Below are 21,938 nucleotides of genomic sequence, written 5' to 3' on the forward strand. Positions count from 1 at the left end.
CCATACGCCTCTGCGTCGTGCGTGGCGGCACTGCTACAGGCACGCACAGCCACGATCACCGCTCGTCCCGGCACATCGGTGATCGGTTCGCGGAACGATCCGACCGACGTCACACTCCAGAAGGAGACCGATATCGGACCTCCTGTGTGGCCCTTCTTCGTTGCACTTCCTGAACGAGAACGACAACAACCAAGACGGTAACAAGAAGCGCGCTGACAGCTACACCCGGCAGAGCCGTGCCGACGATCCCGATGGCGAGACACGCGAGCGTTCCACTCACCAGTGGAGCGCTGATGGTTCGTGTGGCCCGTAGCCGAAGCACAGTCTGGGCAACGAGGTAGAGGGTGGGTCCGCCGATGACCGCACTCATCTGTGCGGACGACAAGCGGTCGGTAGGGTGCGTGATGACCAACTCGTCGCCGACTGCCGTCAGAATGATGCCTGCGATGATCAGGACATGCCCGTAGGTGTAGGAGTCGCGGGCCAACTGTGTTCGAGAAGATGATCGAGCGAGGGCGTTGTGAGCAAGCTCTCGGGTCGAGGTGAAGTACAGCCACCACAAGGCCGCCGTCCCCACAAACGCTCCGCCGAACGCGGTCACAGTCATCACATCGAGCCGAAGATCGACCACGGTCGTACCGGTGATGACGATTGTCTCTCCGAGTGCGGCGATGACGAAGAGCCCGAACCGTTCGACGAAGTGGTCGGTGGCCAGATCCCATGTCCCGCCGGCCAACCGAGGCCGGCCCGGGACACGGAAGTAGAAGAGCGGCGCGCAGTAGTCGAGCGCCAGCGCGACGATCCACACACCCACGCGTGCTTCATCACTCGCTAAACCGCCGGCGATCCAGAACATGCCGGCGACGGTCAACCAGATGAGGATCCGGCCGGCCCGTTCGCGTTCGATCGTGCCTTTCGCGGCGACGACGAACGTCAGAAAGAGATGACGGCCCACCTGGATCGAGACGTAAGCGGCAGCGAACAGCAGTCCTTTGCTGCCGAAGGCCTCCGGTGCTGCGATCGCCATGAGCAGACTTGCGAGCATCAGAGCGATCAGCAGGATGCGCACGGCGTTGGTTTCCGGGTCGAGCTCGTTGGTGGCCCACGTGGTGTAGTTCCACGACCACCAGATCGCGAGGAGGATCAGCACCGCTCGGCCTGCGCCGGCCCAGGTAAGGTGCTCCAGCAGCAGGTGTGAGACCTGACTGATGGCGAAGACGAACACGAGGTCGTAGAACAACTCCAGCGGCGCCGCCCGTTTTTCCTCGGAGTCGCCGCGTTGAGCCTGTCGCATCACCAGGGGAGCACCCCGGCGCGGTCGGTGACCGTGCCGGTGGGCGTGTCGGCTCCCAGGGTGGCGATGCGCACCGCTGCCTCGGCGCCGTCCTCGACGCTGTGTCCGACCCGGCCGGTGAATTCGGTTGCAGTCCGACCGGGGTCCACCGCGTTGAAGCGAACGTCGGGGGTGGTCTTGGCGTATTGCATTGTCAGCATCGTGACCGCGCTCTTCGATGAGCCGTAGGCGGCGAGCGGGTACTGCGACTCGACTCGTTCCGGGTCCTGGGTCATCGTGAACGATCCGAGTCCGCTGGTGACATTGACGACCGAAGGGGCGGTCGCAGCCCGCAACAGGGGCAGGAATGCGTGCGTGACACGCACCAGCCCGAAGACATTGGTTTCGTAGACGAGGCGGATCTGGTCGGCCGTCATGTCCTCGGGTGGGGTGACTTCCCCGAGGATCCCGGCATTGTTGACGAGGATGTCGAGGTGGCCGACCTGCCCGCGCAGTGTCTCGACTGCAGCGTCGACCGACGCATCGTCGGTCACGTCCAGTTGAACGAAGTGGGCACCGAGCCGGTCGGCGGACGCGCGGCCGTTCTCGGCGTCGCGGGCGCCGATCCAGACGGTCTGGCCGGCCTGGATGAGGCGACGGGCCACTTCGTAGCCGAGACCCCTGTTGCCGCCGGTGATCAATGTGGTTGTCATGTTTCCTCTTTCGTGGCATGTGGTGGTGCCGGTGCCGCGCGTGAAGAAGTGCGTGGAGAATCGGCAACGTTCGTGATGGAACCTTCGACCAGTTCGAGCATCTGGGGGACGAGGTCCCGCATTCGCGGTGCGCTCGGATGGCTCGAGCAACTCACGGTTCTGCCGACGTTTGTCGGCGTTGATGGTCTCGGCGTTCACCGTGCACATTCCGTGAGGCAGGACCGGATACGCCCTCGACGATGCGTTCTCCATCGGCAATCCTCCTGGGTTCGATTCGGGCGGTCCATGCCGTGGTGGAACATGATCGGCCGGCCGGCGCCCCAACCCTTGTAGAAGATCTCGACCCGTCATCGGTTGTGAGGAAGGGCATGGTGGACTCCTCGCATTCGGCCCGGGTACCGGGTGAATTGTTGACTCCACCAGCGTCGCTCAGCGCGGTGATAGCAGCCTCCGTCAGTTGACTGCCATGTCATGGCCGTCTACTCGAGTCGGGTCCTCTACAGCACGGCACCCGGCTCGCGGACCCCACTTACCGGGTGGTCGGCGCTTCGGGAGGCAGAGCGTCGAGAGCGTCTCGGAGAGCGGCACGGGATGTGATCCCCAGCTTCGGAAACAACCGATAAAGATGTGACGAGACGGTCCGCGGTGACAGGAAGAGTCGCGAGGCGATCTGCGGGTTCGACAGCCCCGTTGCTGCGAGCCTGGCGACCTCGAGCTCTTGTGGCGTGAGTCTGGTGCCGACATTGCCCCGGGAAGCGCGCGTCATTCCCGTGGCGCGAAGCTCAGCCTTCGCCCGGGCCTCCCAGGTCCGGGCCCCGACCCGCTCGAACTGGGCACAGGCAGCGTTCAGCTCCACCCGCGCGTCACGGGTGCGTCCTCGTCTGCGCAGTTCTTCGCCGTACGCCAGATGCGCGCGGCCTACCTCGAAGGGCCAGTGCTCGATGGCCGGGAGCGCGAGCGCCTGCTCGAATCGTCGGACCCTGTCGTCGGGTTCCGACGTCATTGCGGTGACTGTCGCCACGCTCAGCGCCCATCGTGGTGACAGGCGGTCGACACCCGCCGCACGCAGCGCGTCGGCGTGCCGCCGCGCCTCCGCACCGCGCCCGGTGCGTAGTGCCGACTCGACGAGGTCCGGTGCGGACCAGAGCGCTTCGGGGTTGAAGGGTGGTAACACGCCGGGCGGGCAGATCGCCGTAGCGTGCTGGAAGGCTGTGTCGAAGTCAGCGGCGCCGATGGCCGCGCGGGCGGCTGCCTGGTGGGCGCAGTTCTCCAACCGCCGTAACCTTCTGGGCTCCGACCAGCTCCAGATGTGCTGACAGTGGACACGGCACGCATCGAGGTCGCCGCGCTGAGCTTCGACCATCGCCGCGATGTAGCGACCGACCTGGCCGAACAGGTGGTAGCCGGTCTCCTCACACAACGCGATGAGCTCGGCGGCAGCGTCGGCCGATGACTGCCACCTGCCGCTGTGCAGGTCGTCCAGAGCGACGAACATGAGCCCCGGCATGCTCGCGCCGACCGCGCCGTCATCGCCGACGATGCGAGAAACAGCCTCACGGCAGCCTGAAAGCCGGTCGAGGTACGAGGCGGCCAGGGCAGTGCGAACGACGATGTCGGCGTCGGTCTGGTCTTCGAGGTGGGAGATCTCGTCATCCAGTCGACGAAGCATGTCGTCCGTGACGGACCCTGGGGCGTAGTGGACGCGGCCCATGGACACTGCTGCCGCGGGCGAATCCTCGGGAAGCGGGCCGAGGATGCCGATCAGGGGCTGCCAATGCTCGTCGCGTCCCGAGTAGTGGCTGGCGAGGGTCAGGGTGAAGAGCGCAGTCTCGAGTTCGCCACGTGGCAGCTCGGAGGGGTCCAGGTTCTCCTCGATCAGCTTCATCAACAACGCGTGGGCGGTATCTGCATCCCCCTCGGTGACGAGCACCAGAAGGGCAGCGGCCGCGGCCGTGGCCAGCGCCTCCGGCGGGTTCCCGTGCATCTCACGCATGATCTCGTGCGAGGTGTCCAGTCGGCCGGCCACCCATGCGGCGATGTACGCCGCTCGGGAGAGGCGGCGTGTTCGGTTCCCCGAGTCTGGAGTCAGTTGGGCGGCGCGACGCAGACGAGCGACGGCGCCGGCAGCGTCACCGCGCCGCAGACTGCTCTGCGCCGCGGTCTCGACGACCGAGGCCACCACTTCGTCGGGCACCGTCGTGGCTCGCGCGAGATGGTCACCGCGGCGTTCCGGTTGGTCGAGGAGCGCCTCGGCCAAGCGGTGGTGCGCACTGCGACGCTGTTCTCCTGTGGCGCCGTCGACCACCGCGGACCTGACCAGCGGGTGTCGGAAGCGAATGGCGCGACCGTTCTCGGCGACCTCGAGCAGGTGGTCGCGTTCTGCAGGAGCGAGCCCGTCGAGTGTGCTCGGTCCACCAGCCACTTCGAGGAGCCCGAGGTCGCCGGAGCTCTCGAGTGCCGCGAGCAGGAGTAGGTCGCGGGTTCTCTGCGGTAGTTGCTCGATGCGGGCTGCGTACAGAGCGCGGACATCTCGCCCTTGCCCGCTCGTCCAACACGATCCACGCAGATCCGTGTCCCCGGACACGCTGGTAGCGCCGGCGAACTCGAGCAGAGCGAGTGGGTTGCCCTGAGCTTCTCGTGCCACCGTCTGCAGAACCCGGGGAGGTAGATGATCAAAACTTGTGGAGAGCAACCGCAGTGCGCCCGCGTCGTCGAGAGGCGCGATCGCGAGCTCGGTGAAGCCGATCGACCGGAACACTTCGTCGGTCTCGGTGCGCCAGGCTCCGAGAAGTCCGATTCGGCGGCCCGCGAGCCTTCTGGCGACGAATGACAACGTGGATCGGCTCGCGTCGTCGAGAGCGTGGAGGTCGTCGACGACGACCAGGAGTGGTTGTTCCTTCGCGGCCTCGCTGAACAGCACCAGCGCCGCGTTCAGTACGGCGATCCGGTCGGGTGTGGGGCCGGTGCCAAGGCCGATCGCGACCTCGAGGGCCTCTCGCGGAGCATCGGGCAAACCGTTGATCTCGCGAGGGAGCGAGGCCACGAGTTCGTGGAGACCCGAGAAGCTGATGTCCGTTTCATACTCGACGCCACTGCCGCGGATGACCCGCATCTTCTTCGTGAGCGCAAGGTCGGCGGTCGCGTCCAGGAGCGCGGTCTTCCCCACTCCCGGATCTCCGGTGAGGAGGGCTGCGGCTCCATCCGTCGCCGCTCTACCCACGAACTTCGTGAGCTCGGCAAGTTCGCGGTCTCTCCCCACCAGTGCGGTCGGATCGACCCCTACCCTCGCCAATGTTGTCCCGCCTCGTACTCATCGTGGCCCTGATGGTTGGAACAGCAGTACGACCAGCCACGCGGTCGAGAAAAAAGTATCTCACTGACAGCACCCCTTCGACCGATCCGGGACTGTCGGACAACACACGGCGAGGACCGCGTCTCGATGCGTGCCGTCGCCGACCCGGCCGGGGTTGCCGTGGGATTGGTGCGACACGCTACGAGACCGACGACGGGTTACGCGCCGCCGGACAACCGGTCGTCGACCACTACGCTCCGGTGATCGGCTCAGTGCCGAATGTGGGCACTCCGGCCCAGGTCGACGCCGCCCGAGACGAGGCGGTGCGGAACATGCGCGAGACGCATCCGACGGGTGGTGAACTACATCCGGCGCACAGTGCTCGATCCGCAGAGACGTCAGTTGGGCAGTGGCGACGGCGATCTGCTCGGCCCGGTAGCGCGCGGGCCGCCGAGGACGCTGTCGTCGACGAGGAGACGACGGAGAACGTCTCGCCCGAAGCGTCGCTGAACTCGCCGTCGATGTAGGTCAGCGCTTCGGGCAACCGCGCCGTGTCCTGGGCCGTGTTCATGACACTCATGTCACGCGCCCTTCCGGCCTGTGTCGTTCAGGACCGATCGACACCGGCCCCCGCCAGCGAAGCGGAACCGCATCTGGCATGCAACTATGCAACTTTTTCGGAGCCCTGCCCCCGCCCGAGACCAGACGCAGGGACCGAGTCACCCGCCTCGGAGCGAATGTCTGCGGAGCACCCCATCGACCAGATCCACAGCGGCCTTCAACCCCAGATCCGGATGCCGCTCCCGCAACACCCTGACCGCAGAAACCCGATCCGACGACGACGCCACCGCAGCCTCCACATCCACCCCCGGAACATCCTCCGGCGCCACCATTCTCGCCGGCACACCACCACGACGCTTCCGGGCCCACCCCCAACCAGCACCCACCACGACGAACACCCACAACCCGAACCGGAACCAGTGCCAGCCCGACGGCTCAATGAAGGCATCCGGCACAAAAATCAGCCCACCCAGAACAACCCACGCAACTAGGACTACAAACGGCCCCCACACATCCAGCCACGACAACACACCCCGCCAATTCATCCGGCCTCCCGTCGCCGCCGACCGGGCTCAAAACCCGAAGAGATCACGACCGATGCTCCCATGCCTGTTGCTGCGGCGTCACCTCTGCACCCGCCGTCGAGTACGACAACGAACGTCGCCGCACACCTGACCACTGCTGCGACAGATGACCCCACGCCTGTCGACACGCTGCCGCCCATTCGGAAAGGGTTCACAGTCCGAATACCGTGATGAGTGGACAGTTCCTGCCTGACTGCACGACAGATCTACGGGATGTCGGAACTGGTTGTCGCCGCGAGGGATCCCAGCAGTTGGAGCTTATCGGCGCTGGACGAGCCGACGGGAGCTTGGTAGACGATCAGTTGGTGGCCGGGTGCGCTGCGGACGTCGAAAGCGTTGTACTCGAGAAGGAGGTCACCGACGGCAGGATGGCGAAATTCCTTGGCCTCGTGAGTTTTTCCTCGGACGTCGTGCCGACTCCACAGTTCGCGGAACTCGGCGCTTGCAGCGTGCGCCTGGAGAACGAGAGCGCGAACGTCATCTGCCGAACCTGTGTGACCGAGAGCAAGCCGAAGGTTCGCGACACAGGAGGTGGTTGCGCGGTCCCGGTCGGTGAAGAAATTGCGTCCGAAGGGGTCGAGGAAGACCATCCGCGCAATGTTGTCGATGCGTTCGAACCCGCTGTACAGAGCTCCAGCCAGGTCGTTGTAGGCGAGAACGTCCAACTGACGGTTGATGATGAGCGCGGGGGTGTGCGACCAGGATGCGAGCAGTTGTCGGAGCGAATCGTCGACGGTGGTCCTTACCGGAGCGCGCGGTGTCGGTGCCAGGCCCGCGAGGCGGAACAGGTGTTCGCGCAGATCGGTGTCGAGGTCGAGTGCACCGGCGAGGGCGTTGAGGACCGCTGGGGAGGGGTTTCGCTCACGGCCCTGCTCGAGTCGGGTGTAGTAGTCGACGCTGACGCCGGCGAGCATGGCGACTTCTTCACGGCGAAGGCCGGAAACCCGCCGCCCCGACTGCGCTGTGATGCCGACATCCGTGGGCTGCACGTGGCTGCGTCGCGCTTTGAGGAATGTTCCCAGTTCGGTGGAGCTCATGAGACGACGCTAGCCTCACCGCGTCGCGGCTGACAGGCCGTGTCGCACCCTGGTTGGGATTGCTTGGCCGTAAGGCCTCACCACTAGCGCCAACGCGGCGAAGGCAACGTCCCGTCCAAGCCATCCTGCGCCTGGCTTGTCGGCGTGTGGATGTTCTCTACGCTCGCCTCCGCGACAAACCGCACGTGGCAATCGAACGTGCCCGTTACGTCGCTTGCGGTTCGATAGGCCATGAGATTCCTTTCCCGAGATGCCTTGGAGCGGCAGGGCTCGAGCCTCGTGCTCGAGTTCAGTCCGAACCAGGCTCTGGTGCGCCCGGGCACACACCGGCCTGGTCCGGGGATCCCCCCGCCCCGATAGTGGATTTCGTCGGGACCACCCGGCGACCCCACTCCCCATTCTGGAGCACACATGATCACCGCTTTCACTCCCGAACTGCTCGAACTCATCACCACCAACCGCACCGGCGGGCATCGTCCGCTGCTGTTCGCCAATGCCCGGATCATCACCGACGACTCCCTGATCGGCGACTTCGACCGCGGCGATGTTCTTCTCGGTGGTTCTCGCGTGGTCGGCATCGGTCCGGGTCTGCTGACCGCAGCAGATGATGACGGCGCGATCGTCATCGACTGTGCCGGGTACGTCATCGTGCCGACGGTCGTCGACACCACTCGGCTGCGGGGTCTGAGTCCGAGATCGTTCCGGTCACCGACCGCGATCGCACCCGGCAATCCGGCCGGTTTCGCGATCCTGTCCGCCGTATCCGGAGAATCGGAGTCCGCCGCGCTGCGTCGATTCCTCGCCGCCCCCGACATTTCGCTCGTGCTCGTCGTCGACGGTGAGATCGTCCTGTGGGACGGACACCCGGTCGACGCCTGCCGTGCAGCAGATATCGAGGTTGCCCACCCCGCCTCCGCGGACCGCTATCTCGGCACGTGGATCGACGAGAACGATTTCGTGCATCAGCACCTGACCGCGGACGGTCGCTACGACGAAACCCGCGGTGGACGCCCGCACGCCTACCAGGGCTCGTACTGGATCACCGGCGACCGCATCGACTACCGCGACGATCTCGGATTCTGGGCCTTCGGCGAATTCACCGACGGCGTATTGCATCACGCCGGTTACACCTTCCACCGCTCCTGAGCTGCCACCAACCCCCGAAAGCACACCATGCCGAAGAATTCCCTCACCGAGTTCACCGCGGCCCGCGACAGTGGCCGCCCGATCCTGCTGACCGGCGGCGCCGTCGTCACCATGGATCCCACGATCCCGGACCTCGACACCGGCGATGTCCTGCTCGCCGGCTCCCGGATCGTCGCGATCGGGCCCGACCTGCGCTCCGATCCCGAGCACGGCGCCACCGCCGCAGCGGCCTTCGTCGTCGACACCCGCGGGGCGATCGTCGGCCCCGGCTTCGTCGACACGCACCGCCATGCCTGGGAGGCGCAGCTGCGCCGCAGCATCCCCGACGTCGCCGACCTCGGTGAATACGTCCTGTCGACCCTGGCCGGCGTCGCGCCGAACTACGCGCCGGAGGACATGTACATCGGGACCCGACTCGCCGCGCTGACGGCGCTCGACTCGGGTATCACCACCATGCTCGACTTCTCGCACAACTCACGCAGCTCCGCGCACTCCGATGCTGCGCTCAACGCGCTCATCGACACCGGAATCCGAGGAGTGCATGCCTCGATGGGCCCGCACTTCGGTGAGTGGGACCGCCAGTGGCCCGCTGACATGAACCGGTTGGTGAGCGATTTCCACGGCGCCGCAGATGGTCTCGTCACGGTGCGACTGGCTGCCCTCTCCACCGACGAGATCGCAGGACCCGCCATCTCCTACGGGCCCGAACTCGCCGCTCTCGCTCGCGATCTCGACGTGTGGACGAGCATCGATGCCGTCTTCGGAGCGCCGTCATCGGAGGAGATCCTGCGCTGGGCGCAGCAGGGGATCCTCGATCCGACCCTCACCTTGATCCACGCGACCGGCCTGACCCCCGAGGCATGGACAGCGATGGGAGATGCCGGTGTCACGGTCTCGCTCGCCCCGACCTCCGACGCCCAGATCGGTCTCGAATCGGCGGTACCCGCCGTCGACGAGGCCCTCGCCGTCGGGATCCGGCCGGGTCTGAGCATCGACGTGGAGGTCGCGCTCGCGAGCGACATGTTCACCCAGATGCGCACGCTGCACGCGATCCAGCGCATGCGTGCCACGAACGCCACCTACGGAACGGAGGAGACCCGCAACCGGATCACCACTCGCGACGTCCTCGACTTCGCCACCCTGCAGGGCGCGCACGCCAACGCGCTCGATCACGTCACCGGCTCCCTGACACCAGGGAAGGACGCCGACCTGCTCATCGTCCGTGCCGACGACGTCAACAACATGCCTCTCAACGACGCCGTCGGCACCCTCGTGCTCGGCTCCGACGCACGCAACATCGACACCGTCCTCGTCGCAGGTACCCCACGCAAATGGGCGGGTTCGCTGGTAGGTGAGGACATCGACGCCCTCCGCGAGGACGTGATCCGCTCTCGCGACCACATCACCCGACGGGTGGCGGCAGCACTGTGAAGACGACGAAGGAAGCAAAGAACATGAAGCAGGAACAACACCCGTTCGTCGGATTATGGGTGACCGCCGATGGGAACATTCGCCAACGTCTCCTCCCGGAGGGACGGTACGTCGAGGCCCGCGGCAACCGGGAGGCCGCCTACACCGGTGACTACCGGGTCGACGGCACGATGATCTACTACCGCGACGACACCGGGTTCTCCGCCGACGGCGAGTTCCGCGGCGACGTCCTGTACCACGCGGGAATGGTCATGCACCGAGACCCGATCGGGTGAAGCACTCGTCGAACTGACACCGGCAACCCGCAGAGGAGGCTTGCACCCGAATGTGCCGGGTGCAAGCCTCCTCGCCCCGACAACGGAACACCGCTCGTCTGATCGATACGGAAGCGTATCGACCGGCCTTGTACGAAAGGCCTTGTACGGAGGGTGTTCTCTCAGGTCCTCCGAGTTCCGGACAGCAGTCGAGCAGGTCGAATCCCCGCAATGGTGTAGGTGTAGCGCTGTGCCACCGGCCGACCTCGAAGTCGCTCCGCGCCGAGGCAATGGAGAGACCGGCCGCAGCTCAGGCCGCGGAAACTCCCCACCAGAAACCGCCGTTGAACCGCCCAGCGGACAGCGGTCCCGAAGCCTGATGGTTCAGGATTCGACTCACATCGAGGGTCTGCTTGTGGGTCGGGAGCGGGCCGATGTACTTTTCGCCGAGAGTTTCGCACGGTTCGGCCACGACGTCGCGTCGGAACACGGCGTGATCGTCCTGATACGCACACTCACAATGGAACTGGCTCCGCACTCGATCCGCGTCGTGGCGTCCCTGCCACCGGACCGAATTCCGCAGTCGCGGTTTCGCGCGGAACCAGGGAGATCCGCAAGGAACGGTCACAACTCGAACATGGGTCTACCAGGCATGCTCGTCGCACCGTCCCCCGCGCTTCCCCGCCGGGCCGACCGACGGGTTCGATGATCAAGGTAATGTAGTTTCGCCACAGCACTATCCGCATCGGATCACCGAATACCTGGGCAGGGTATCGAATTCTCGCAGGACAACGACATGCGCAACGCTTTTCCGCAACGACGACCTCGTGCGGTGTACTCGGTCGGCATCGAACCGGATGTCCGGTTCTCTCTTGCCAACGAACGCACCGCCCTGGCATGGGTTCGCACCGCTCTGGCCCTGATCGCCGGAGGAGTCACCGTGACGACAGTGGCCGGGCTGACACCATTCCCGCTGGTCATCTACGGCCTGTCGCTCGTCGCGTGCGTCGCAGGGGGCCTACTCGCACTGCTGGCACTGGTGTCGTGGCGTCGCAACGAACGCGCGCTGAGGATGAATCTCCCCCTGCCTGCCCCGCTGGCGCTTCCCTGGCTGGTCACGGCAATCGCCATCGTATCCGTGGGATTGACCGTGTTCGCCGTGACGGCACTCGCGCTCTCGTTATGACGGGCGATCCCGGACTCCAGCCTCAACGCACCGCATTGGCATGGCAACGCACCGGACTGGCGGTGGGAGTAACCTACACGATTCTCGTTCTTGCCATCATTCGACATCTCGCTGTTCCGCTTGCAATGGTCGTTCTACTTATCGGCACAGCGTTTCTCGGTCTTGCCGCTCGTCGCTTCCCGACGGGCCGAGACCGCACGGTCGAAACACTGCAGGTTCGGCCCGTGCTGGTTGCTACTACGACCTTTGCGGTGATCGCCGCGGTCATCGGTTCGACGCTCGCCGCCTGGTCGGCATTCGGGCGATAGCCCGACGCAGCCCTACCCTCACCAGCGAATACACACCAGGTGAACGATCCTCGTCCCCGCCGCGAGCATCCGACCTGACCATCATGGCCGGTCGCACCGGGACCGATGCAGTCCGGTCATCGGAACCGAGCGACAAGTTCACAGGAAACCTGTCTACCCTGCGTGGACATCGGATGATACGGAAGGATTCGGATGGCACTGCTCGAGAACAAGATCGCGTTCGTCACCGGTGCTGCACGCGGTCAGGGACGCAATCATGCCGTGCGCTTCGCGCAGCAGGGCGCCGATATCATCGCGTTCGACCTCTGCGCCTCGGTATCCGACGATGTCGGTTACCCCCCTTCCACCCCCGAGGACCTCGCGGAGACCGCGCGTCTGGTCCGTGCCGAAGGTCGCGACATCCTCACTGTCGTCGGTGACGTGCGAGAACTGGCCGCACTGCAGGCCGCCGTCGACGCGGGAGTCGAACGCTTCGGCCGTCTCGACGTCGTGGTAGCCAATGCCGGTATCTCGACATGGAATCGCTTCTGGGAGATGCCCGAAGAGCAGTGGACCACCATGATCGATATCAATCTCAACGGGGTGTGGCGCACCCTCTCGGCCTCGGTACCCGCCATGATCCAAGGTGGACGCGGCGGATCGATCATCGTCGTCAGTTCCGCCGCCGGCATCAAGGCCGGACCCGGCGCATCCCATTACACATCCGCCAAGCACGGTCTTGTGGGCCTGACGAAAACCGCGGCGATCGAACTGGGAGAGTTCGGCATTCGAGTCAACTCGGTTCACCCCGGCGCGGTGGACACCCCGATGGGGCAGGATGCGAACGTCGGCCGGTTGCTTGCGCGACACCCACGCTACGTCGACAGTTACAAGTGGCCCCTGGCAGGCTTGAACAAGTGCAGCGTGGACGATGTCACAGACGCCGTTCTGTATCTCGCGAGCGACCGGGCGCGAGCGACTACCGGCTCGCAGATGGTACTGGACCTGGGAATCACCACGATCTGACCCTCCACGCCGAACCGCGATGTCGCTCGAACGGATGCGCTCATCCCGTCACCGTCGAAGGCCCGCCCCGACGCGGGGCATCGGAGCGGGCCCGGTTCATCGCTCGTCATCGCTCCGTAGCGCGTACGAGCAAGCGCAGTTCCGCGCCGAGTGTGCACGCCCGCGGCAGATCGATCGACCCGCTCCCGCACAGTTCCCCCGTCACTCGTTTCACCCGAGCAATCGAATCCGGAACTCGACGCTGCCACCGACCCATGGTTTCGTCGACGACGTCGGAGTTCTCCGGATCGCGGTCACCGCGCAGGATCGCGGTGACGAGTTCGTGCCGAAGCCCGGCGAGGTCATCACGCACCGAGGCCGCCGCCATACTGTCCCACCACGTACGGGTCGCCGACCCAGCGTCCGGATCGAAAGAAATACCGTCCAGTCCGAGAAGGGTTCCCGTCGCGGCATACATACCGGCGACCGTTCGGGTCCGGCAGCCCAGCGTGGACGCGGTATCCGCCAGGGCCAGACACTCTCCCAGAAGCCGGAAATCCGGTGCCTCACCCAGTTCGGCGCCGACGAGCAGCTCCTCGACTCCGGCACGCAGCCGCACGATTTCGGAGGTCACCTCGGACAGCGACCGCATCCGCAGGAGCCACGAGGCCGTGTGCTCGATGAAATTCTGCACGGCTCCGAGACGTTCCCAACGGTCGCCGCTCGGGGCCACCTGTTCTTGCGCGTCGGCCCACAATCGGTCGGTATCGAACACTGCCCGAACCACAGCGTATGCCCGGGCAACCTCCGGTGTGCGCACACCGAGGCGCTCCTCGAACTGGTAGATCGTTCCGGGACCGATGCGGTCCACCAGTTCGGAGGCGATACGGGTCGCGATGATCTCACGGCGCAGGGGGTGATGTCGGATTTCGTCCTGCACCGCGTGACGCATGGACTCGGGGAAGTACGCCACGGCGACGTCGGCGAAGAAGGGATCATCCGGTACGTCCGAGTCGAGGAGATCCCGGCACACGATGTTCTTCGATCGTGCAAGCAGTACCGCGATCTCCGGTCTGGTCAACCCGCGACCGGAGTCGGCTCGCGCAGCCAGTTCTTGCACACTCGGCAACACCTCGGTGCTGCGCCGGAACCCACCCCCGCTCTCGAGGTGATCGATGAGGCGCTCGTGCCTACCGAGCAGCCGGGTTGCGCGGGAAACTGCGAGACCGAGTGCCACCGATTGGTCCCTGCTCATCCGCAGCACCGTTCGCGCCACCTCGTGGCGGGCGTCGTCGAGCAGTCGATCTCGGTCGTTCGTCGTCAGGGTTCCGGCACGCCTGGCACATTCGAGCGCGATCTTCAGATTCACCTCGGCGTCGGAGGTCGTCACGCCCGCGGCATTGTCGATGAAGTCCGCGTTGATACGCCCGCCTGCTGCGGCGAACTCTATGCGTGCCCGCTGCGTGAAACCGAGATTGCCTCCCTCGCCGACGACTCGGCACCGTAGTCGCGAGGCATCGACCCGTACGTCGTCATTGGCCGGATCTGCTGCATCGGTGTGGCTTTCGGAGGATGCCTTGACATAGGTGCCTACTCCTCCGTTCCAGAGCAGATCCACCGGCGCCGTCAGAAGCGCCTTGATCAACTCGTTCGGGGTGATCGTCGCATCGGACAATCCGAGCAGGCGTCGGGCTGCTTCCGGAACGGTGATGGATTTCGCGGAACGCGACCACACTCCCCCTCCGGAAGAAAGCACCTTGCGGTCGAAATCGTCCCAACTCGAGCCCGGAAGCTCGAACAACCGACGCCGCTCCGCATAAGCGCGGACCACGTCCGGTTCGGGGTCGAGGAAGATGTGCCGGTGATCGAAGGCGCCGACGAGTCGCAGATGGGGGGAAAGCAACATGCCGTTGCCGAAGACGTCACCCGACATGTCCCCGATCCCGACCGCGGTCACTTCCGTGGTGTCCACGTCGGTGCCGAGATCGACGAAATGCTCACGAACGGCAACCCACGCACCGCGGGCGGTTATCCCCATCTCCTTGTGGTCGTATCCGCTCGAACCCCCGGATGCGAAGGCGTCACCGAGCCAGTAGTCGTACTCGGCAGCGATGGAGTTGGCCAGGTCCGAGAACCGGGCGGTGCCCTTGTCTGCGGCCACCACGAGGTAGGTGTCGTCCCCGCCGTGGACGGCGGTGCTTTCGGGGTGCACGACTCGGCCGTCGACGATGTTGTCGACGAGGTCGAGCATTCCCCGGACAAAGGTGGAATACGCTCGACCGGGAGAGATGTTCGACGTTTTCCGTACGAATGCGCCCTTGGCTCCACCCGGGACGACAAGTGCATTCTTGACCACCTGTGTCTTCATCAGACCGAGTACCTCGGTGCGATAGTCCTCCGGACGGTCCGAGAAGCGGATTCCGCCGCGGGCGACACCGTCGCTCCTTACATGGATGCCTTCCATCTCGTCCGAATGAACGAAGATCTCGCGGTACGGAACGACCGGTCCTGGGGCGGCGAAGCGAGCAGAGTCGAGCATGAACGCGCCGTACGGTTTCGGTTCACCGTCGGCGTCACGCTGGTACCAATTGGTACGCAGGGTCGCGGTGACGAACGATTCCAGGCTGCGCAGGATGCGGTCGTCGTCGAGGTTGTCCGCTGCACTGCGTCGTTCGGCGAGTAGTTGTTCGGCGGCGACGTCACGGTCGGTCGTGTCCGGCCGGAAACGTGTATCGAAGCAGGTGACGAGAGCTTCGACGAATTCCGCATGCCGGCAGAGTGTGTCGACGACGTACCGTTCCGACATCGCCAGGCCTGCCTGGCGAGCGAAACGCGCAGCGGCCCGGACGAGGGCGATATCTCGTACGGTCACCTCGGCGACCACCGCAAGGCGGGAGTATCCGTCGACGACAGTGCGGTTCTGTACGTATGCATCGAAGACGGCTTCGACCCGGCGCGGTGAGTCCGCGGTCCACTCCTGTGGTGTGACGAACACGAATCGATGTGCCTGCTGGTTCGTCTCCTCCGTGGTCAGAGCGCAGTGATCGCCGATACGCAGGCCGAAGTGTTCGAACGTGTGCACGGCGTCGGCGAGCAACAGTTCCCGATCGGGCCATCGCACGACGGCGCACGCGGTGCCGGCGGGTAACGAGTCCTCTACGAACAGCAGGGCCGGCCCGTCGGCCGGAGACTGCACGAGCTGTCGAGCAACCGCCGCGACGTTCGCGGTTGTCGGTTCGTACGAGTGCGTGAGAGAGCTGGTCATCTCCGTGTCCTTTCGCTCACCCCATAGGGCCGGGATGTGCCGTCAGTCTGCGGTCGGCGGCCCGGCACGCATATGTACGCAGCGTCCATCCACAGTCCTGATTTTCGACTTGATGTCCATGTCGTTCCGGCGTTCTCACTCCTAAGGTTCGAGGAAACCGCTGAAGGGAGAAGACCATGACTGCAGCTGAACTCACGCTCGGCGGACCCGCGCTGGAGCAAGTCCGTCGCGTCGTGACCGAAATTCCGGGCCCTCGATCCCGCGAGCTGGCGCGCCGTCGCACCGATGCGCTACCCGCAGGTCTGACCAGTGGCGCCGAGATCTACGCAGCGGCAGGGGGCGGAGGGGTGCTCGTGGACGTGGACGGAAACTCCTTCATCGACCTCGGTTCCGGAATCGCCGTCACCACCGTCGGCAACTCCGCGCCCCGGGTCGTCGAACGCGCCACCGCACAACTGCAGCACTTCACCCATACTTGTTTTCTCGCCACCCCCTATGAGCCGTACATCGAAGTCGCCGAGGCTCTGAATCGATTGACCCCGGGCACGCACGCGAAGCGCACGGCCCTGTTCAACACCGGCAGCGAAGCCGTCGAGAACGCCGTGAAGTACGCCCGTGCAGCGACCGGCCGGTCGGCAGTGGTCACCTTCGATCATGCCTTCCACGGCCGGACGCTCATGACGATGACCATGACCGCGAAGAACCAGCCCTACAAGCACTCTTTCGGTCCGTTCGCCCCCGAGGTCTACCGCGCCCCGATGGCGTATCCCTATCGATGGCCGAGCGGAGCCGACCGCGCCGCGGACGAGGCATTCGAACAGTTCCGTCTGCTCATCGATGCCCAGGTCGGCGCGGACCAGGTGGCCTGTGTCGTCGTCGAACCCATCCAGGGCGAAGGCGGATTCATCGTCCCGGCCGACGGCTTCCTGCGACGCATCGCCGACTTCTGCCGGGACAGAGGCATCCTCGTCGTCGCCGACGAAGTACAGACCGGAATCGGCCGTACCGGAGCATGGTTCGCGTGTGAGCACGAGGGCCTTGTCCCGGATCTGATCGTCACGGCAAAGGGACTCGCCGGCGGATTCCCGTTGGCGGCCGTCACCGGCCGAGCAGAGATCATGGACCGCGCCCATCCGGGCGGCATCGGCGGGACCTACAGCGGTAACCCCGCCGCATGTGCCGCAGCGCTCGGCGTCCTCGAGACGATCGAAGCCGAACACCTGCTCGAACGCGCCCAGGAGATCGGCACGCTGATGCTGCGGGAGTTGCGCGAGATCGGCACCCGCAACCCCGTCGTGGGTGACGTCCGTGGCCGCGGAGCCATGATCGCCGTCGAACTCGTCGAACCCGGCACGACCACCCCCAACCGGGAGGCCGTCGCGAAGATCGCCCGGTATTGCCAGAACCACGGAGTCCTCACCCTCACAGCCGGCACCTTCGGGAACGTACTGCGCTTCCTGCCTCCGCTGTCGATCTCGGATGAGCTGCTCGCCGAGGCGTTTTCGGTACTCCGCGACGCATTCGCCACCCTCTGAGCACGACACCGCCACCACCGTCAGCGAGGTGCGCCTGCTCTCGACCGGCCGCGCATCGACCGGTCACCCCGCATTCCGTTGATCCGCACCCCACGCGTCGAAGGAACATACGATGACGACACCCGTTCTGCTGCAGCACTACATCGACGGTGAATGGTTCGACGGTGACGCCGATGCCCTGGTGAGCATCAGTCCCGCAGAACCGGACGTCACCGTCGCGCACGGCCGCGCGGCCACCGTCGACGCCGTCGACCGGGCTGTCGCTGCCGCGCGTGCGGCAGCCCGACAGTGGGCGAAAACCCCGGCGCACGAGCGCGGCACCGTCCTGGTACGGGCCGCCGCCATCATCGAATCGTCTGCCCCTCGATGGGGTGCGGAGCTTGCCCGCGAAGAGGGCAAGACGCGCAGCGAGGGCGTCGCCGAGGTGCTCCGCGCCGCGCAGATCATGCGTTTCTACGGTGGTGAGGGCGACCGGGAAGCCGGCGAGATGTTCGCTTCCCCGCGACGCGGGGAACGCATCATGGTCGCGCGCAAGCCGATCGGCGTGGTAGGTGTCATCACGCCCTTCAATTTCCCCATTGCCATACCCGCCTGGAAGATCGCCCCGGCCCTGACCTACGGCAACACCGTGGTGTGGAAGCCGGCAGGCACCGTGCCACTGCTGGCGATGCGACTTGCGCAAGCCCTCCACGACGCCGGGCTGCCGCCGGGGGTGCTCAACCTCGTCATGGGCGGACGAGCCATCGGCGCCGGTATCGCCGACCATCCGGGGATCGACGCCCTGACGTTCACCGGTTCGACGGCGGTGGGCCGCAGCCTCGCGGCGGCAGGAGCCGCGCGGGGCGTGCCGGTGCAGGCGGAGATGGGGGGCAAGAACGCGGCTGTCGTGCTCGGCGATGCGGACCTCGATCTCGCCGCCGAGCAGGTCTTGGCCGGAGCGTTCCGCTCATCGGGGCAGAAATGCACGGCGACCTCCCGGCTGATCGTCACCGAGGATGTTGCCGACGAGTTCGTCCGTGAACTTGTTGCGCGGATCGGGAAGTGGACCGTAGGCAATCCCTTGGACGAACAGGTCGACATGGGTCCGGTGATCGATGCCGCAGCGCGGACGTCGATCCGGGCAGGGGTCGACGAGGCGATCCGGCAGGGTGCGCGGGCGTTGTGCGGGCAGCGATCGTACGAGGACGGTGAACTCGCGACCGGGTTCTACGTACCGCCCACTGTGCTCGAACTGCCCGATACCGGACTCGACGTGTGGCGGGAAGAGTTGTTCGGGCCCGTCCTCGCCGTGTGCCGCGCAGCGGACGCCGAGGCAGCATTCGCACTCGCCGACGACAGCGACTACGGCTTGTCGGCGGCGGTGTTCACCCAAGACCTCACACGCGCGCTCGGGGCGCTCGAGGATCTGGACGTGGGCATCCTGCACATCAACTCGGAATCCGCGGGCGCCGACCCGCACGTTCCGTTCGGTGGAGCCAAGAAAAGTGGCTACGGCCCGAAGGAACAGGGCCGCGCCGCCAGGGAGTTCTTCACCCACACCACGACCGTCTACCTGCGCGGTGGAAGGTCGATCACATGAGCGGGGGCGCACTCGACGGTATCGTCGTCGCCGATTTCACCCGGGTCCTCGCCGGTCCCTACGCCACCATGATGCTCGCGGACATGGGCGCCGAAGTCGTCAAGATCGAGCGTCCCGGGACCGGTGACGATACCCGGTCTTGGGGACCCCCTTACGACGATGCCGGCTCGACCACGTACTTCAATTCGGTGAACCGCAACAAGACCTCCGTGGTCCTCGACCTCGCCTCGGAGCAAGGCCGAGCCGAGGCTCTCCGCCTCGTGGCGCGTGCAGACATCGTGGTCGAGAATTTCCGCGCAGGCACCATGGAGCGGCTCGGTCTCGGCTACGACGACCTGCTCACCGTCAATCCGCAATTGATCTATTGCTCCGTGACCGGGTTCGGAAGTGGAGACGGAGCAGCCCTGCCGGGTTACGACCTGCTCGTGCAGGCCGTCGGTGGGCTCATGAGCATCACCGGACCCGAGGCCGGCACGCCGACGAGGGTGGGAGTCGCGGTCGTCGACGTGCTCACGGGCCTGCACGCCCTCGCCGGGATTCTGGCTGCACTGCATCACCGCGAGCGCACCGGCGAGGGGCAGCGCGTCGACACCAATCTTCTTTCTGCACTGCTCTCGTCGCTCGTCAACCAGGGTTCCGCGTATCTGGGAGCCGGAGTGGTGCCGGGAATTCTCGGCAATCGGCACCCGAGCATCGCCCCTTACGAGGTGTTCGCGACGAAGGACCGTCCGCTGGCGCTGGCGGTGGGCAACGACAAGCAGTTCGTGCGACTTTCCGAGACCCTCGGTGTGCCGGAACTCGCCACCGATCCGCGTTTTCACAGCAACCCGCAACGCGTGGCGCACCGTGAGGAGTTGTGCGTGGAGATCACCTCGGTCCTCACCACGGCCGGAGCAGATTACTGGTACGACGAACTGTCCCGCGTGGGTGTTCCGGCCGGACCCATCAACGATGTCGCCGAAGCTTTCGAGTTCGCCCGGCGACTCGGTCTCGGGGCTGTGGTAGCGGTGCCGGGTAGCGCCACTCCTCAGATCGCAAACCCGTTGAGTTTCTCCAGGACCCCGGTCCGGTACCGCTCGGCTCCGCCACCCCTGGGCGGAGTCGCGGACTGACCGCGAAGGACTGGAGATCGCCGCCCCGCTGCCGTCCGGCAGCGGGGCGGTCCCCGTCGAACGATCCTGCAGCACGACAGTGCGCAAGGTGGCCGGGGTTCGCTCAGCTCGACGCGCCATCCAGCATCTCTCTGGCTTTGACGGCCAGCCACCACTCCGTGCGGGTGTGAACGGAGTCGAGGTCACGACGGGTGAGTTCGGTGATGCGCGTAAGGCGGTTGCGCAGCGTGTGCCGGTGGATGCCGAGTGCCGCTGCGGCGCTCTCGGCCTGGCCGTTGTGCTCGAGGTACACGGCGAGGGTCTCGATCAGGCGCCCACCCGATCCGTGCTCGGCGTCGTAGGCATCGAGCGCCTCCAGGCCGGTATAGGCGATGGCGCGCAATGCATCCGGATCCTGCATGCCGAGCAACACCGAGAACGTACCCAGTTCGGCGAATACCACCGGACCCCCGCTGTCGCCCCGGACTGCCCGAACAGCCGAAAAAGACTGCTGAACACTACTGCTCACATCCGCGACATCACATGCCCCGCCCAACCCACACCGGACCGGCCGGCCGAGCTGCGCGCACACCCGCTCCTGCACCCGAGTGGCGATCTCACGTGCCCGATCTGCCGGGAGAACGACCATCACATCCGCATCGGCAGGGGCAGACAGATAGGGAATCCCCTCGGCCGCCAGGGCAGCACCGATCTGCCGTTCCGCGGCCAACAGTGGCCCGATGTCGGTGAACACGGCGACCGCGACGGTATCGGTCGGTTCGAATCCGAAGTACCGGAGCAACCCGGCGTCCATGCGGTCGGGGGCGTCGACGAGCGTCCGGGTGACCACCGCACGTAGCCGCTGTTCTGCGCTCTGCACCTTCGCGGGCTTACCGAGCTCGATGGAGATCAGGGACACCGCGTGGGCGAGGAGCAATCGGTCGGCCGGACGGAGCGGTTCCGCGGTGCCGACTGCCAGGTATCCGTGGAGATCCTGGGCGGTCGCGATGCTCTGGACGGTGTAGTGCCCGTCTGCATCGGCCGACACCTTGCTCATCTGCCGGCGCCGTGGCGATCGCGTCGCCGACTCCGACACTCCGCGGGCTTGCCGGACCACCCGGGTCGTGTCGGACCCGTACTCGGCGAGCACGCGATCGTCGACGTCGACGACGGCAGCCGCTCCCGCGAGAGCCTGACCTAGCGCGGTCACGACCGCCGGGACCCCGCCGCGCAGTGTGGCCCGGACCAACCGCTCCTGTTGATCGACGACCCGCTGCACCGCCCGGACCTGATCGGCAGTCAACTCGTCGATGACCGCTCGGGTGATGGCAATGAACGGCGTCGATGCGGGCACGGCCAGGACCGGGAACCCGAGTGCATCACCTGCGGCACGCAGACTGTCGGGCACGCGGTCGAACCGGGTGCCCGTGTCGAACGCCAAGGCCACGCAACCGGCCCCTGCCAGGCCCTGGAGGTACGCGAACTGTTCGTCGGCGCCGGCGCCGATCTCCAGTCCCGTGGTCATCACGAGCTCGCCTCCCGAAAGCCACGGAGTGGGGTCCGGAAGTTCGATCGGATGCGCCCATTCGATGATGCGATCGGCTCCCTCGCGACCTGCCACGAGAGTGAGCCCGAGTTCCGGCACTGTCGCAAGCCGACGCACGGTGATGGCCATAACCCAATCCTTCCTCAGAGCGGA

General features: G+C 65.9%; 15 protein-coding genes and 1 pseudogene. 9 read left to right on the forward strand and 7 right to left on the reverse strand.

Going from position 1 to position 21,938, the window contains the following annotated elements:
• Positions 1 to 109: 109 nt before the first annotated feature.
• The 5 genes and pseudogenes from EQ874_RS20170 to EQ874_RS20195 form a co-directional block, all read right to left on the reverse strand.
• Positions 110 to 1,294 carry a low temperature requirement protein A gene (locus EQ874_RS20170; protein WP_255163169.1) on the reverse strand — a complete coding sequence of 395 codons (1,185 nt, stop codon included), beginning with the start codon at positions 1,292 to 1,294 and terminating at the stop codon, positions 110 to 112.
• Positions 1,294 to 1,986 (reverse strand): SDR family NAD(P)-dependent oxidoreductase, encoded by a 693-nt coding sequence (locus tag EQ874_RS20175; RefSeq protein WP_064063786.1) that lies wholly within the window; start codon positions 1,984 to 1,986, stop codon positions 1,294 to 1,296. The genes EQ874_RS20170 and EQ874_RS20175 overlap by 1 nt, the downstream gene beginning before the upstream one ends.
• A gap of 287 nt (positions 1,987 to 2,273) precedes the next feature.
• Positions 2,274 to 2,356, reverse strand: a pseudogene (locus EQ874_RS20180) (alpha/beta hydrolase); the annotation flags it as partial.
• A 159-nt stretch (positions 2,357 to 2,515) separates the two neighbouring features.
• Positions 2,516 to 5,245: an AAA family ATPase gene (locus EQ874_RS20185; RefSeq protein WP_242496848.1), complete on the reverse strand. Its 2,730-nt coding sequence runs from the start codon at positions 5,243 to 5,245 to the stop codon at positions 2,516 to 2,518.
• A 1,384-nt stretch (positions 5,246 to 6,629) separates the two neighbouring features.
• Entirely contained in the window at positions 6,630 to 7,460 is an 831-nt protein-coding gene (locus EQ874_RS20195; RefSeq protein ID WP_129977925.1) for a helix-turn-helix transcriptional regulator, read from the reverse strand.
• 411 nt (positions 7,461 to 7,871) lie between these two features.
• Here EQ874_RS20195 and EQ874_RS20200 point away from each other — a divergent pair, with 411 nt between their 5' ends.
• The 6 genes from EQ874_RS20200 to EQ874_RS20230 all read left to right on the forward strand — a co-directional run bounded on the left by EQ874_RS20200 (position 7,872) and on the right by EQ874_RS20230 (position 12,790).
• Positions 7,872 to 8,606 (forward strand): Atu4866 domain-containing protein, encoded by a 735-nt coding sequence (locus tag EQ874_RS20200; RefSeq protein ID WP_129977926.1) that lies wholly within the window; start codon positions 7,872 to 7,874, stop codon positions 8,604 to 8,606.
• A gap of 27 nt (positions 8,607 to 8,633) precedes the next feature.
• Positions 8,634 to 10,037: an amidohydrolase family protein gene (locus EQ874_RS20205; RefSeq protein WP_129977927.1), complete on the forward strand. Its 1,404-nt coding sequence runs from the start codon at positions 8,634 to 8,636 to the stop codon at positions 10,035 to 10,037.
• A gap of 23 nt (positions 10,038 to 10,060) precedes the next feature.
• The gene (locus EQ874_RS20210; RefSeq protein ID WP_207213594.1) at positions 10,061 to 10,312 is read left to right on the forward strand and encodes an Atu4866 domain-containing protein; all 252 of its coding nucleotides are present in this window, start codon (positions 10,061 to 10,063) and stop codon (positions 10,310 to 10,312) included.
• 775 nt (positions 10,313 to 11,087) lie between these two features.
• Entirely contained in the window at positions 11,088 to 11,477 is a 390-nt protein-coding gene (locus EQ874_RS20220; protein ID WP_129977929.1) for a DUF202 domain-containing protein, read from the forward strand.
• Entirely contained in the window at positions 11,474 to 11,785 is a 312-nt protein-coding gene (locus EQ874_RS20225) for a DUF202 domain-containing protein (protein ID WP_129977930.1), read from the forward strand. Before EQ874_RS20220 ends, EQ874_RS20225 begins: the two co-directional genes overlap by 4 nt.
• 192 nt (positions 11,786 to 11,977) lie before the next feature.
• Complete coding sequence (locus tag EQ874_RS20230; protein WP_129977931.1) at positions 11,978 to 12,790, forward strand: mycofactocin-coupled SDR family oxidoreductase; 813 nt, start codon at positions 11,978 to 11,980, stop codon at positions 12,788 to 12,790.
• Positions 12,791 to 12,896: 106 nt separating this feature from the next.
• Here EQ874_RS20230 and EQ874_RS20235 read toward each other — a convergent pair whose 3' ends face one another.
• A complete protein-coding gene (locus EQ874_RS20235) occupies positions 12,897 to 16,034 on the reverse strand; it encodes an NAD-glutamate dehydrogenase domain-containing protein (protein ID WP_129977932.1) in 3,138 nt (1,045 codons plus the stop codon).
• Positions 16,035 to 16,210: 176 nt separating this feature from the next.
• Between EQ874_RS20235 and gabT the strand changes: the two genes are divergently transcribed.
• The 3 genes from gabT (at position 16,211) to EQ874_RS20250 (ending at position 20,260) form a co-directional block, all read left to right on the forward strand.
• Positions 16,211 to 17,569 carry a 4-aminobutyrate--2-oxoglutarate transaminase gene (gene gabT / locus EQ874_RS20240; protein WP_129977933.1) on the forward strand — a complete coding sequence of 453 codons (1,359 nt, stop codon included), beginning with the start codon at positions 16,211 to 16,213 and terminating at the stop codon, positions 17,567 to 17,569.
• 112 nt (positions 17,570 to 17,681) lie between these two features.
• Positions 17,682 to 19,148, forward strand: coding sequence for an aldehyde dehydrogenase family protein (locus EQ874_RS20245; protein WP_129977934.1), 1,467 nt, complete (start codon positions 17,682 to 17,684; stop codon positions 19,146 to 19,148).
• Positions 19,145 to 20,260 (forward strand): CoA transferase, encoded by a 1,116-nt coding sequence (locus EQ874_RS20250; RefSeq protein WP_129977935.1) that lies wholly within the window; start codon positions 19,145 to 19,147, stop codon positions 20,258 to 20,260. Before EQ874_RS20245 ends, EQ874_RS20250 begins: the two co-directional genes overlap by 4 nt.
• A 103-nt stretch (positions 20,261 to 20,363) precedes the next feature.
• Here the strand turns inward: EQ874_RS20250 and EQ874_RS20255 are convergent, their stop codons facing one another.
• Entirely contained in the window at positions 20,364 to 21,914 is a 1,551-nt protein-coding gene (locus EQ874_RS20255) for a PucR family transcriptional regulator (protein ID WP_129977936.1), read from the reverse strand.
• Positions 21,915 to 21,938 lie beyond the last annotated feature (24 nt).

The sequence above is a fragment of the Rhodococcus sp. Q1 genome, assembly GCF_004153645.1.
GTDB classification, from domain to species: Bacteria; Actinomycetota; Actinomycetes; order Mycobacteriales; family Mycobacteriaceae; genus Rhodococcus; species Rhodococcus gordoniae.